Origin of the sequence: Streptococcus sp. oral taxon 056 str. F0418, assembly GCF_000220065.1 — a bacterium.
Lineage (GTDB): Bacteria > Bacillota > Bacilli > Lactobacillales > Streptococcaceae > Streptococcus.
Map to the genome: position 1 here is coordinate 1,334,634 of NZ_AFQU01000001.1, position 13,366 is coordinate 1,347,999.

The 13,366-nt window shown below is 40.1% G+C and carries 15 protein-coding genes; 12 read left to right on the plus strand and 3 right to left on the minus strand.

Going from position 1 to position 13,366, the window contains the following annotated elements; all coding sequences use genetic code 11:
* Nucleotides 1–245: 245 nt before the first annotated feature.
* The gene (gene sthB / locus HMPREF9182_RS06730; RefSeq protein WP_009443369.1) at nucleotides 246–407 is read right to left on the minus strand and encodes a class IIb bacteriocin STH2; all 162 of its coding nucleotides are present in this window, start codon (nucleotides 405–407) and stop codon (nucleotides 246–248) included.
* Between the two features lie 141 nt (nucleotides 408–548).
* Entirely contained in the window at nucleotides 549–722 is a 174-nt protein-coding gene (gene sthA, locus HMPREF9182_RS06735; RefSeq protein WP_009754246.1) for a class IIb bacteriocin STH1, read from the minus strand.
* A gap of 439 nt (nucleotides 723–1,161) precedes the next feature.
* On the opposite strand from sthA, the gene HMPREF9182_RS06740 reads away from it, so the two are divergent.
* The 9 genes from HMPREF9182_RS06740 to HMPREF9182_RS06780 all read left to right on the plus strand — a co-directional run bounded on the left by HMPREF9182_RS06740 (nucleotide 1,162) and on the right by HMPREF9182_RS06780 (nucleotide 9,444).
* Nucleotides 1,162–2,160, plus strand: coding sequence for an acetylxylan esterase (locus tag HMPREF9182_RS06740; protein ID WP_009443853.1), 999 nt, complete (start codon nucleotides 1,162–1,164; stop codon nucleotides 2,158–2,160).
* 240 nt (nucleotides 2,161–2,400) lie between these two features.
* Nucleotides 2,401–3,102, plus strand: coding sequence for an N-acetylmannosamine-6-phosphate 2-epimerase (locus HMPREF9182_RS06745; RefSeq protein WP_009755111.1), 702 nt, complete (start codon nucleotides 2,401–2,403; stop codon nucleotides 3,100–3,102).
* Between the two features lie 189 nt (nucleotides 3,103–3,291).
* The gene (locus tag HMPREF9182_RS06750) at nucleotides 3,292–4,614 is read left to right on the plus strand and encodes an ABC transporter substrate-binding protein (protein ID WP_009443646.1); all 1,323 of its coding nucleotides are present in this window, start codon (nucleotides 3,292–3,294) and stop codon (nucleotides 4,612–4,614) included.
* Nucleotides 4,615–4,709: 95 nt separating this feature from the next.
* Nucleotides 4,710–5,597 (plus strand): carbohydrate ABC transporter permease, encoded by an 888-nt coding sequence (locus HMPREF9182_RS06755; RefSeq protein WP_009754489.1) that lies wholly within the window; start codon nucleotides 4,710–4,712, stop codon nucleotides 5,595–5,597.
* Between the two features lie 28 nt (nucleotides 5,598–5,625).
* Entirely contained in the window at nucleotides 5,626–6,441 is an 816-nt protein-coding gene (locus HMPREF9182_RS06760) for a carbohydrate ABC transporter permease (protein WP_037602768.1), read from the plus strand.
* 10 nt (nucleotides 6,442–6,451) lie between these two features.
* The gene (locus tag HMPREF9182_RS06765; RefSeq protein WP_009443559.1) at nucleotides 6,452–6,904 is read left to right on the plus strand and encodes a YhcH/YjgK/YiaL family protein; all 453 of its coding nucleotides are present in this window, start codon (nucleotides 6,452–6,454) and stop codon (nucleotides 6,902–6,904) included.
* 26 nt (nucleotides 6,905–6,930) lie between these two features.
* On the plus strand, nucleotides 6,931–7,596 hold the full coding sequence (locus HMPREF9182_RS06770; protein WP_009755019.1) for a DUF624 domain-containing protein: 666 nt from the start codon (nucleotides 6,931–6,933) through the stop codon (nucleotides 7,594–7,596).
* Nucleotides 7,597–7,638: 42 nt separating this feature from the next.
* Nucleotides 7,639–8,526 carry an N-acetylneuraminate lyase gene (locus HMPREF9182_RS06775; RefSeq protein ID WP_037602770.1) on the plus strand — a complete coding sequence of 296 codons (888 nt, stop codon included), beginning with the start codon at nucleotides 7,639–7,641 and terminating at the stop codon, nucleotides 8,524–8,526.
* 33 nt (nucleotides 8,527–8,559) lie between these two features.
* Nucleotides 8,560–9,444 (plus strand): ROK family protein, encoded by an 885-nt coding sequence (locus HMPREF9182_RS06780; RefSeq protein WP_009754236.1) that lies wholly within the window; start codon nucleotides 8,560–8,562, stop codon nucleotides 9,442–9,444.
* A gap of 68 nt (nucleotides 9,445–9,512) precedes the next feature.
* On the opposite strand, the gene HMPREF9182_RS06785 is transcribed toward HMPREF9182_RS06780, so the two are convergent.
* Nucleotides 9,513–10,364 carry a MurR/RpiR family transcriptional regulator gene (locus HMPREF9182_RS06785; RefSeq protein ID WP_009754226.1) on the minus strand — a complete coding sequence of 284 codons (852 nt, stop codon included), beginning with the start codon at nucleotides 10,362–10,364 and terminating at the stop codon, nucleotides 9,513–9,515.
* Nucleotides 10,365–10,585: 221 nt separating this feature from the next.
* Here HMPREF9182_RS06785 and HMPREF9182_RS10975 point away from each other — a divergent pair, with 221 nt between their 5' ends.
* From HMPREF9182_RS10975 to HMPREF9182_RS06800, 3 genes are all read left to right on the plus strand, one after another.
* The gene (locus HMPREF9182_RS10975) at nucleotides 10,586–10,786 is read left to right on the plus strand and encodes a hypothetical protein (RefSeq protein ID WP_009755078.1); all 201 of its coding nucleotides are present in this window, start codon (nucleotides 10,586–10,588) and stop codon (nucleotides 10,784–10,786) included.
* A 111-nt stretch (nucleotides 10,787–10,897) separates the two neighbouring features.
* Nucleotides 10,898–12,850 carry a V-type ATP synthase subunit I gene (locus tag HMPREF9182_RS06795; RefSeq protein ID WP_009443892.1) on the plus strand — a complete coding sequence of 651 codons (1,953 nt, stop codon included), beginning with the start codon at nucleotides 10,898–10,900 and terminating at the stop codon, nucleotides 12,848–12,850.
* 34 nt (nucleotides 12,851–12,884) lie between these two features.
* A complete protein-coding gene (locus HMPREF9182_RS06800; RefSeq protein ID WP_009754917.1) occupies nucleotides 12,885–13,364 on the plus strand; it encodes a V-type ATP synthase subunit K in 480 nt (159 codons plus the stop codon).
* The last annotated feature ends 2 nt before the right edge of the window (nucleotides 13,365–13,366 follow it).

The window sequence follows — 13,366 nt, forward strand, 5'->3', positions numbered from 1 at the left end:
GTAGCGGTATTGCATAAGCTTTGACTAGTATGCTGAGGTAATACAAAAAGAGGCTGGGACAAAAGTCCTAGCCTCTCAATTGTCTTTGGATTGTCGAGCAAGACGCAGTGGTTGAGTGGGCTCTACTACGCTGATTTCATCAGCTTTTACAGCCCAACTCAACTGTGCGGAGGTGGGACGACGAAATCGAATTCTAACGAGTTACCGATTTCTGTCCCACTCTCATTTGTATCATGTGTCTTTTGTTAACCAAATAGACGTGCAAGTGTGTATCCACCGAAGAAACCACCGCCTAATCCGGCAACAATTCCTACTCCAATTAGAAATGGTGCAATTCCTCCAGCCGTATTTTCAAGTTCTTGTTCTGTTAAAGGTTGTAGAGATGTTGTATTGTCAAATTTAGTCATCATGTTCTCCATTCTTTTTAGTTAAAATGATTTAGACCGACGATAATACCTGCAAAAAATCCTAAAATCAAGGCAAGTGTAAAGGCAATCGCGTATCTATATTCGTAAACTTCTTTTAAAAATTGATTTTTCATCGTGAGTTTATTTTCTATTTACACGATTTAGACCTACAGCAATTCCTCCTGAGAAGCCTGCAGCAGTAGCAGCGCCCCAGATTGCCCAGATGGCTACGGGGATAACCCCTCCTTCTACATTCATCAATTCATTTTCAGTAAGGGCGAGGTAGTGATTTTCAAGTGTTGTCATATTTTCCATTGTATATTCTCCTTTTTATATAAGCTATAGATTTTAAAGATGGTAGGCATGAAACTAGTTTTAGGACTAGCGATTGAACTTTATGTGATCTTCTGTTTAGAGGATAATTAGTGGAAATCTGGAAGATCGTCGATTTCCTGAAGGGGCTTGGCGTTTAAAGAACCACAGAAAAGGAACAGCCATACCGCCACTCGTATTTTCTAACTCATGCTTTGTTAGAGATGTGAAAGACTTCATTTGCTTCTCCAATCTATTAATATTTGAAAGATAGAAGGCAGAAAATGATCATAAGGTCACCTGCTCCTCTAATTCAGTTTATGAAGCAATTTTGCTTACACTTAATTATTCGTAAGTTATTTAAAAAAAGAAAAATTTTAAAAAAATCAACTTGAAAATGTAAGCCTTATCATTTATACTATAAAAAACAGGAGGACTAGGAATGAAAAATCCACAATTACTAGCAGAGGCGAAGGATTATTTGGGACGTGATGAAATTCCCAGAGATTTTGATGCCTTTTGGGATAGGGAGCTAAGAAATCTGAAGCTACCTAAAGACTATCGCTTGATAGAAAAGGACTTTCGCATAGGAAGTGTGGCTTGCTACGAAATTGTCTTTGGTGGAACCAATAATGGTCAGGTCTATGCACGAATGGTTCTGCCAAAAGATGAAAAGAAGATACCGGTTATCTTCCATTTCCATGGTTATATGGCGCGTTGTTGGGATTGGGCTGATATGCTCCCATATGCAGCTGCAGGCTACGGGGTAGTCTCCATGGATGTGCGGGGGCAGTCTGGTTATTCAGTGGATGGAAGAGGACTGGTCCGAGGGAATACAGTTAAAGGCCAGATTATCCGTGGAGCGGTTGAAGGGCCGGACAACCTGTTTTTCAAGGATGTCTACTTAGATATTTATAGCTTAATTGAGATTGTAGCGGGCCTAGACTGTATAGATGGAGAGAATTTATGCAGCTATGGTGGTTCTCAAGGTGGTGCCTTGGCATTGGTAGCGGCTGCTCTGAATCCTCGAATTAAAAAAACAGTTGCCCTCTATCCTTTCTTGTCTGATTTTAGGAGGGTTTTAGAAATCGGAAATACCAGTGAAGCTTATGATGAGCTCTTCCGTTATTTTAAGTTTCATGATCCATTTCATGAAACCGAAGACCAGATTATGGAGACTCTTTCTTATATAGATGTGAAAAATATGGCTCATCGCATAAAAGGGAAGGTAGATATGGTAATTGGGCTGGAGGATACAGTTTGCTATCCCATCACACAGTTTGCGATTTACAACAGGCTGTCGGGTGAAAGAGCCTGTCACTTAATGCCAGAATACGATCATGAAGCATTGAATGTTTATGTCAGCGATTGTGTCTTAAACTGGTTATGTGGAACCAATATTTCGCACGAATCTATGCTAACTTTTTCTCCAGAAGACTAGAGATTTGTAGCAACAACTGTAATAGATAGCGATGATACTAAAGAAAGCGAAGTAGATTCTTTGCTTTTTTCTTTTGAAAAAATTTTTTGAGCTCTGAAACTACTTTCAGAGTTTTGAATAAAAATTGAAAAGTGGGAAACTAAATTCTAAATACCAGAATTTATTGAAAGCGCTTTAAAAATTATATATAATGACATTATAAAACAAACGGATCATTATTAGAAAAAGAGGAGATTGCCTATGGCACAGATTTCCAAAGAGGATCTAATCAAACAGATTAGAGATGGAATCATCGTATCCTGTCAGGCCTTACCGCATGAACCACTGTATACAGAAGCGGGCGGAGTAATTCCACTATTGGTTAAGGCTGCTGAGCAGGGCGGTGCAGTTGGTATACGAGCCAATAGTGTTCGGGATATTCGAGAGATAAAAGAGGTGACCTCTCTGCCCATTATCGGGATTATCAAGAGAGACTATCCACCGCAAGAACCTTTTATAACAGCTACCATGAAAGAAGTGGATGAACTAGCAGAATTAGATATCGAAGTCATTGCGCTGGATTGTACCAGAAGAGAACGTTTTGACGGTTTGACTATCGAGGAGTTCATCAAGGAAGTCAAGAAAAAATATCCGAGCCAGTTGTTGATGGCAGACATTAGTACTTTTGAAGAGGGAGTTGCTGCAGCTGAAGCGGGGGTTGATTTTATTGGAACCACCTTATCAGGCTATACTTCGTATAGTCCAAAAGTAGACGGTCCTGACTTTGAGCTCATCAAGAATCTCTGTGATGTAGGGTTGGACGTCATTGCGGAAGGGAAGATTCACTATCCTGCTGATGCCAAAGCGATTCATGACTTAGGAGTTCGTGGAATTGTAGTTGGCGGAGCGATTACTCGTCCTAAAGAAATCACAGAACGCTTTGTAGCAGCGGTGAGGAAATAAATATGTCTCAAACTAAAATAAACTGACTGACTTTATTTTAGACTGAATGAAAAGAATCCAAAGAAGGAGTGATATAGGGGTTTAGAATTAGAAAAGATTAAATTTAAAATCATTCATCTTCCAACTAATGAGGTAGGTAGAAAAAATAGCCTACAAGACTTAGACTGAAAATTTTAAGGAGAAAAACAAATGAAAATGAAGAAAATACTTTGTTCATTAGTAGCAGGAGCAGCTATACTTACTTTAGCAGCTTGTGGAAATAGTGGTGGTAGCTCAGATAAGGCTGCTAGCTCTGGCGATAAATCAGGAAAAACAGAGATTACCTGGTGGGCTTTCCCAGTATTCACTCAAGAAAAGGCAAGCGATGGTGTAGGAACTTATGAAAAATCTATTATTGAAGCTTTTGAAAAAGCAAATCCAGACATCCATGTAAACCTTGAAACAATTGATTTCAAATCTGGTCCAGAAAAAATCACCACAGCTATTGAAGCAGGAACTGCACCAGATGTTTTATTTGATGCACCAGGTCGGATTATTCAATATGGTAAGAATGGTAAGCTAGCAGATCTAAATGATCTATTTACAGATGACTTTGTCAAAGACGTAAATAATGATAATATCATTCAAGCTAGCAAGGCCGGTGATAAAGCCTATATGTATCCAATTAGTTCGGCTCCTTTCTACATGGCAATGAATAAGAAAATGTTAGAAGAAGCTGGTGTAGCTAATTTGGTTAAAGAAGGCTGGACTACTGAAGATTTTGAGAAAGTCCTTAAAGCGTTGAAAGAAAAAGGCTTTACTCCTGGTTCACTATTCAGTAACGGTCAAGGGGGAGACCAAGGAACTCGCGCCTTCATTGCTAATCTTTATGGTGGTTCTGTAACAGATGCAAAAGTAACTAAATATACAACTGATGATCCTAAATTTGTTAAAGGGCTTGAAAAGGCAGTTAGCTGGATCAATGATGGATTAATGATGAATGGTTCTCAATACGATGGTGGGGCTGATATCCAAAACTTTGCCAACGGTCAAACTTCTTACACAGTTCTTTGGGCACCAGCACAAAATGGTATTCAAGCGAAATTGCTGGAAGCAAGCAAAGTAGATGTAGTAGAAGTACCATTCCCATCAGACTCTGGTAAACCAGCTTTAGAATATTTAGTAAATGGTTTTGCAGTATTTAACAACAAAGATGATAAGAAAGTGGCAGCTGCTAAGAAATTTATCCAATTCATTGCAGATGACAAAGAGTGGGGGCCTAAGAACGTAGTTCGTACAGGAGCATTCCCAGTTCGCTCTTCATTTGGCAAACTGTACGACGACAAACGTATGGAAACAATTAGTGGCTGGACACAATACTACTCACCTTACTACAACACTATTGATGGTTTTGCAGAAATGAGAACACTTTGGTTCCCAATGTTGCAATCTGTATCTAATGGAGATGAAAAAGTTGAACCTGCTTTGAAGACATTTACTGAAAAAGCAAATCAGACTATTAGTAAAAAATAAGTAAGTTCTATATCTGCCCCTTTTTCTGTTGTCAGTCTAGTCAAAATAGGAAAAGGGGTATTTTTATCAAAAATATTAAAAGAGGGGGTTTCATTGTGAAAATAAATAAAATCAGAATGAAAGAAACCTTGGTATCGTATGCATTCTTGGCACCAGTTCTATTTTTCTTCATTATATTTGTTCTGGCGCCGATGCTTATGGGATTTGTAACCAGTTTCTTCAACTATACAATGACGTCATTTACATTTGTAGGATTTGACAATTACAGCCGTATGTTGAATGATCCAGTTTTTATTAAGTCATTGATTAATACGGTTATTATTGTAATTGGTTCGGTGCCAATTGTAGTACTATTTTCTTTGTTTGTAGCTTCGCAAACTTATCAAATGAACGCAATTTCTCGTTCCTTCTATCGTTTCGTCTTCTTCCTACCGGTAGTTACAGGTAGTGTGGCGGTAACAGTAGTCTGGAAATGGATTTATGATCCCCTATCTGGGATTCTGAACTTTGTCTTGAAGTCAGGTCATGTGATCAATCAAAATATTTCTTGGCTGGGAGATAAACATTGGGCGCTGTTGGCGATAATCATCATCCTTTTGACTACTTCAGTTGGTCAGCCGATTATTCTTTATATCGCCGCTATGGGAAATATTGACAATTCTTTGGTGGAAGCGGCGCGTGTAGACGGAGCTACAGAACTGCAAGTGTTTTGGAAGATTAAATGGCCTAGCCTTTTACCTACGACACTTTACATCGCTATTATTACAACCATCAATTCATTCCAGTGTTTTGCCTTGATTCAGCTCCTGACATCAGGTGGGCCAAACTACTCAACTAGTACACTCATGTACTACCTGTATGAAAAAGCCTTCAAGCTATCTGAATATGGCTATGCTAATACAATGGGAGTGTTCTTGGCGGTCATGATTGCCCTCATCAGCTTTGCTCAATTCAAGATTCTTGGAAATGACGTAGAATACTAGAAAGGAGAATCAATATGGAAACTAAAAAATTACAGCTTTTAAAGTTCTATCATCTGTTGTTTTGGCATTGTTGACGATTCTTTTTGTATTCCCTTTCTATTGGATTTTGACAGGAGCTTTTAAGTCTCAGCCTGATACGATTATGATTCCGCCTCAGTGGTGGCCATCTATGCCAACTATGGAAAACTTCCAGCAACTGATGGTTCAAAACCCAGCCTTGCAATGGATGTGGAATAGTGTCTTCATTTCACTAGCAACCATGCTCTTGGTTTGTGCAACTTCCTCTTTGGCAGGCTATGTCTTGGCTAAGAAACGGTTCTACGGACAGCGGATTCTCTTTGCTATCTTCATTGCAGCCATGGCTTTGCCTAAGCAGGTAGTGCTGGTGCCCTTGGTACGGATTGTTAACTTCATGGGAATTCACGATACCTTGGCTGCGGTTATCTTGCCTTTAGTTGGTTGGCCATTCGGGGTTTTCCTTATGAAGCAGTTTAGTGAAAATATTCCAACGGAACTTCTTGAGTCTGCTAAAATTGACGGTTGTGGAGAAATTCGGACCTTCTGGAGTGTTGCCTTCCCAATTGTCAAACCAGGGTTTGCTGCTTTGGCAATCTTCACCTTTATCAATACTTGGAATGACTATTTTATGCAGTTAGTCATGCTGACTTCACGTCAAAATCTAACAATCTCGCTTGGGGTTGCGACTATGCAGGCTGAGATGGCAACTAACTATGGTCTTATCATGGCTGGTGCAGCTTTAGCAGCAGTGCCAATCGTTACCGTCTTCTTAGTCTTTCAAAAATCCTTTACTCAGGGAATCACAATGGGAGCTGTCAAGGGTTAGGAAGTGGCATATGTTTTTTGATCAATTAGAGAATCTCCCTCGTTATCAAGGGGTACATAAAAATATTGATACGGCCATTGAATATCTTATGACTCATGATTTATCTAGTTTGGATTTGGGGCGCTACGATGTAGACGAGGATAGAGTTTTCTTCTTTCTGCAAGAAAACACACTCTGTCAGGAACAAGCTAATAGCTTTGAATTTCATGCCCGATATTTAGATTTGCATTTTCTCTTAGCCGGTCATGAGATGATTCAGTATGGCTGTCAAGAGAAGGAAGTTTTAGAAGCTTACGACGAGGAACGGGATATTGGCTTTGTAGCTTGTGACCAAGCTTATCCTTTGCTTTTAGACGGTGTTAATTTTGCCGCATTTTTGACTGGTGAAGCTCATCAGCCTAATCAATTTGCTGGTCAAGAAGAAATAGTAAAAAAATGTGTATTCAAGATCTTATTAGACTAAAGAGTAGAAAATAGAGAGGTCTAGCGATGAAAAAGAAAGGTTCTCAGTTAATAAAATCCATTTTTGATACAGATAATTTCTTTATGCAAATCTGTGAAAAAATTCTTGATTTGGTAACAGTGAACCTCCTTTTTCTAGTATCCTGTCTGCCAATACTAACCCTTGGCATAGCCAAAATGAGTCTCTATCAAACCTTGTTTGAAATCAAGAAATCTCGGCGAGTTAGAGTGGCATCGACCTATATGAAAGCATTTCGTGCAAATGCTAAGTTGGGATTGAAGCTGGGGTTATTAGAACTTGCGATTGTAGGGATTAGTCTCTTTGATTTATTACTCTTCTGGGGACAAGTGGCTCTTCCTTTTCAAGTATTAAAGGCAGTTTGCTTGGGATTTATTATCTTTACAGAACTGATTGCTCTAGGTCTTTATCCTTTGGCGGGACATTTTGACATGAGTTTAAAGGATAGTCTACAAACAAGTCTAATAGTGGTTAGTTTAAATTTCCCTTGGTTCTTTTTGATGATGGCTATCATGATAGCGATTATCATTGTGGTTTATAGTTCTGGTTTTGTTTTATTGCTAGGCTGGACGGTTTTCGTCTTTCTTGGCTTTGCAGGGTTAGGATTTCTACAAATTGGAATTTTAGAAAAGATTTTTGGGAAATATGAAAATGAGAAGTTTATAAAAGAGTAAATTGGAGAATAAGATGAAAAATTTAAAAAATATGAAGGTGTCATTCCGGCTTTTTACGCCTGCTATGACGAGGAAGGTAAAATCAGTCCAGAGAGGACTCGCGCTTTAGTGGAATATTTCATCGCCAAGGGCGTGCAAGGTCTTTATGTCAACGGTTCTTCGGGCGAGTGTATCTATCTGAGTGTAGAAGACCGAAAACAGGTTCTAGAAGAAGTGATGAAAGTTGCTAAGGGGCGTCTGACTATCATTGCTCATGTGGCTTGCAATAATACTAAAGACAGTGTGGAGCTGGCTCGTCATGCCGAAAGTTTGGGTGTGGATGCCATTGCAGCTATTCCGCCAATTTATTTCCGTTTGCCAGAGTATTCGGTTGCCCAATATTGGAATGACATCAGTGCGGCAGCGCCTAATACTGATTTCGTGATTTACAATATTCCTCAACTGGCTGGTGTAGCCTTGACTCCTAGCCTTTATAAGGAAATGCTCAAGAATGAGCGCGTGATTGGTGTGAAGAACTCTTCAATGCCGGTGCAGGATATTCAGACCTTTGTAGCTCTTGGGGGAGAAGATCATGTAGTCTTTAATGGTCCAGATGAGCAATTCTTAGGTGGCCGTCTCATGGGTGCTGCAGCCGGTATCGGTGGTACATACGGAGCTATGCCAGAACTCTTTCTCAAACTCAATCAACTGATTGCTGACAAGGAATTGGAACGTGCTAAAGAGTTGCAATATGCGATTAATGCCATCATCGGAAAATTAACCAGCGCCCACGGCAATATGTACGCTGTTATTAAGGGTGTTTTGGAAATTAACGAAGACTTGACCATCGGATCTGTCCGCTCTCCTCTGACACCAGTGCAAGAAAGTGATTGGCCAATTGTGGAAGAAGCTGCTCAGTTGATTAGACAAACCAAGGAGCAATTTTTATAAGCAACAGGATAAACACTAGAGAGAAGGTGTGCTATGAAAAACTATGTTGCTATTGATATTGGTGGTACCAATATCAAGTATGGCTTAATCGACGAGGCAGAAACCTTGGTGGAAGCACATGAAATGCCGACGGAGGCCCACAAAGGCGGTCCGGGAATTATGCAAAAGGTTGAAAGCATTGTTGCAGGCTATTTAGAAAAAGGACCTCTGGCTGGGATTTGTATTTCTTCGGCTGGCATGGTGGATCCAGACAAGGGTGAAATTTTCTATGCTGGGCCGCAGATTCCGAATTACGCTGGGACCCAGTTCAAAAAAGTGCTGGAAGAAAACTTTTCCCTGCCTTGTGAGATTGAAAATGATGTCAACTGTGCTGGTCTGGCGGAGGCTATGTCGGGCAGTGGCAAGGGAGCCCAGATTGCCCTTTGTTTGACAATCGGTACAGGTATTGGAGGTTGTCTGGTCGTAGATGGTCAGGTCTTCCATGGCTTTAGTAACTCTGCCTGTGAGGTCGGTTACCTGCATCTACCGGACGGAGCCTTTCAGGATGTGGCATCTACAACTGCTTTGGTCAATTACGTGGCTGAGCTACACGGAGAAGACGCAGAGCATTGGAATGGCCGTCGGATTTTCAAAGAAGCGACTGAGGGCAATAAACTCTGTATTGAGGGCATCGATCGTATGGTTGGCTATCTGGGTCAAGGAATTGCTAATATCTGCTATGTCGTTAATCCGGAAGTTGTTATTCTAGGAGGCGGCATTATGGGCCAAGAAGCTATTCTTAGGCCACGTATTCAGGCGGCTTTGCAGGAAGCTTTAGTCCCAAGCATTGCTGACAAAACCGAACTGGCCTTTGCTCATCATCAAAATACTGCGGGTATGTTTGGCGCTTATTATCATTTCAAGAATAGGCAAAATTAAAAGACCGAGGCAAATATTTGTCTCGGTTTTATTTTATATATGCTCCTTAATGAAGTTTTTGAAAAACTTTATCTTTTGTTGGTATTTCGGCGATAGTATCCATTTAATTTTTGATTTTCCCAAAAGCTATTAAAGATTTTTTCTTTCTTTTCCCGATTAATTTCCAGGAAGAAGGCGTAGATAAGATCAATCATTAACAACATGGGGAATTGCGCAGAGATTCGCAGGATAAACTCAGGATTATTCTGAATGGCAACAGCAACGACTTCGGTAAAATCTTCTTTAAATTTTTCAGGTAGTCCCGTTATCAGAACCGTTTTTGCTCCCATATTTTTAGCATCTATCAAGCTATCAATGATGGATTGAGTCTGTCCAGAGAGAGAAAATCCAATCACTAGACAATTTTCATCCAGAATACTAGTTGTCCAAGCAAAACCGTCTTGATCAGTCAGAGCTTCGCAAACGACCCCTAGTCTCATAAAGCGTAGCTTCATATCGCGTGCTACTAAGCCTGAGCTTCCAGTCCCAAAGAAGTAAACGCGATCTGCTTTTTCGATTAAGGAAGCGACTCTCTGAAGTTTTTCTTCATCGATCATCTCTTCTGTTTGAATTCGAATTTGTGTGTAATTTCGTAAGACTCGTCGTGATAAATCGTGATGTGGAGGAGTAAATTCTTCCTTTTTTTCTGAGATCTGTTGTTGATATTGAAATTTAAACTCTCGGTAGCCTATAAATCCGCATTTTTTAGCGAAACGAGTCAAGGCAGCTTGGGAAATATGCAGATGCTGACTAACCCGGAATGAAGATAAATCGTCTGAAATGTTTTGAGATTTCAAGAAATATTGAGCAATTTCCTTTTCTAAGTCAGTCATTTTGTCAAGATTATTTTCGATGATTTCTAAAACGTGTTTTTTATCCATTGATCCCCCTAAAAACAAAAAGAAAGCGCTCTATATGTTTATATTATAACATATTTGATGCGAATTAGTTGTATATTTTTAGTGGAAGAAAAAGGACTTTTAAGGTTTGTGTCGAAAGATAAATAATTAGAACAATCCATGAAAAGACTATGACGAATAAAGGGCAAATGTGCTATAATTTACACAAGTAGAACTTACAGCCCAAAGGAGATGATAGGGTTATGGAAAATACTACACTAGAAAAAATGCAAGAAATCGAGCAGGCGGCAGAAGAAGTGCTATCTGAATATGATAACCAAATAACAATGCTTCGAGATCAGCAGGAAGAAAAGCTGAAAAGTTTGAGTTTAGCCTATGATCAAGAGACAGCTGCCACTGTTCAGAGTTTGATAGAAAAGAAAAAAAGGAGATTGAAAGCTTAGAGCAAGATGTAGCTGTGACGATTCAAAAGAACCAGGAAAAAGTGGAAGCTGCACTAACAGATAAAAAAGCGGATTTAGTGCAAGCCATCGTAGATAAGGTGGTAAAGAGATATGGCCATTAGTGTAATGCAGCATTTGTCTTTGATTTTACCAAAAGAGCTGTTAGATCCACTTCTTTTTTATCTACAGGATCTGCAAATAGTACAGCTGAACGATTTACATCAAGAAAAAGATTGGCAGTCGGCTTTTGAGCGGTCCTTGGTTGGACGATCGGATGAAACTTTGACTTTACAAGAGTTAAAGAAGCGTCAGGAGCTGATAGAGAGGTTAATAGTAGATTTAGAGGCATTTGTACCTAAAAAAAAGTTATTTGAGAAGCTGTCAGAAAAGCCAATGGAGTTGTTTTTGTCGGATATAGAGAAAAAGGGAGCTGAGTGCGATGAGGAGTCTCTGGTCCAAAGTATTCGGCATCAGCTACAAACTTTAAGCCAACTACAAGATCAACTTGAAACGAACCAGTTAGAATATGAGGCCCTAGAAAAATGGGAAAATTTGGATATTACACCGTCAACTCTTCAGCAATTTAGGCATATTCGGGGGCTAGTAGGTGTTATTCCTAATCAAGCAGATGATTCGTGGCGAGTAGCTCTAGAAAATTACCCTGATTTAGACTATCAGGAAATATTTGTAAGGGACACAGAACGTGGTCTGGTACTCCTTTATCGTGGAGGTCAGTACGAGCAAATTCATCCTTTTTTACAAGATTTACAATTTAAGCAATTCGACTATGAGTATCCTGAATTACCGAGAGAGCGCTTAGCGATGCTCCAGCATGATATGAACGAGCAGATGGAGCGTATAGCTACTCTTAAAGCAAGTTTAGTCGCGTCAAAATCGCAACTTGATCAGTTGAAAATCCAGTTGGACTATATTTGTAATCTGTATTCTCGTCAAGAAATGAAATGCCAACTGGCTAGTACAAAATATCTTGTAGCCTTGGAAGGTTGGATCGAGAGAGATCAAGTTTCAGTTTTGGAGGCCTGCTTGAAGGAGCAGTTTGGCCAGAGTATTCTCATTCTGACGAGAGAGATCAGGTCAGATGAAGAATATAGAGTCCCAACTAAGCTCAAAAACAATGCCTTAGTTGAACCTTTTGAGCTGGTGACAGCGATGTATTCTCTGCCTAAATATGGCGACAAAGACCCCACACCTCTTGTATCCTTGTTTTATTTCATCTTCTTTGGCATGATGGTGGCAGATATTGGATATGGCCTATTGCTTTTTGTAGCAACCAGCCTAGCCCTGCGCTTCTTTTATGTCAAACCAGATTTGGCGAAGAGTCTTCGCTTTTTCCGACTGCTAGGAGTTGCGGTTATGATTTGGGGGTTGGTGTATGGTTCCTTTTTAGGATTTGAACTCCCCTTTGCCTTGATTAGCACCAGTACAGATATTATGACGATTTTAGTAATATCGGTGATTTTCGGGTTTATGACGATTTTAGCTGGCCTTTGGCTGAGTGGAACTAAGAACCTGCGTTTGAAAGATTATGGAGAGGCCTATAACAGTGGCTTTGCTTGGATTTTGATTTTGTTGGGGCTGCTTTTCATAGTCTTAGGAAAACTCTTTCCTGCCTTGGCTATCTTAGCTCCGATCGGTCAATGGCTAGCCATCTTAAATGCACTTGGTATTCTAGTAGTGTCGGTGGTCACGAGTAAGAAAATCACAGGTTTGATTGCCGGTTTGTTTAATCTCTATAATATTAGCAGCTATGTAGGAGATCTGGTTAGTTTTACTCGACTGATGGCCTTGGGGTTGGCTGGAGCGAGCATGGGCTCAGCTTTTAATTTGATCGTCAGTCTTTTCCCGCCTATCGGACGTTATACGGTTGGGATTGTGACCTTCGTCCTATTACATCTGGTCAACATGTCCCTGGCTTTTCTATCAGGCTATGTCCACAGTGCTCGTCTGATTTTTGTGGAATTCTTTGGTAAATTTTATGATGGCGGTGGCAAAGCTTTCACACCCCTAAAACCAGAAGAAAAATATATCAAACATAAAAAATAAGCATTCTATATGACTAGAAATGGAGTAACTATTTATGGAATCATTAGCATCATACTTTGGAACCTACGGTGGTTCTTTCTTCGCCTCACTTGGAATCGCTCTAGCTGTCTTTTTAAGTGGCATGGGCTCAGCCTTAGGAGTTGGATCAACTGGTCAGGCAGCGGCAGCTCTTTTGAAAGAACAACCTGAGAAGTTCGTAAATGCCCTTATCTTACAACTCTTACCTGGTACACAGGGACTCTATGGTTTTGCGATTGGCATGATGATTTTTATTAAAATCAAGCCTGAAATGGCCTTGCAGCACGGAGTTGCCCTCTTTTTAGCTTCTCTTCCTGTGGCTATTGTAGGGTTCTTTTCTGCTAAACATCAAGGCCGAGTAGCTACGGCGGGTATGCAGATTCTGGCTAAGCGCCCAGAAGAAAATACCAAGGGCATCATCTTGGCTGTTATGGTTGAGACTTACGCTATCCTAGCTTTCGTTGTCTCTTTGATGATGGTAAATGGTGTACAGTAAGC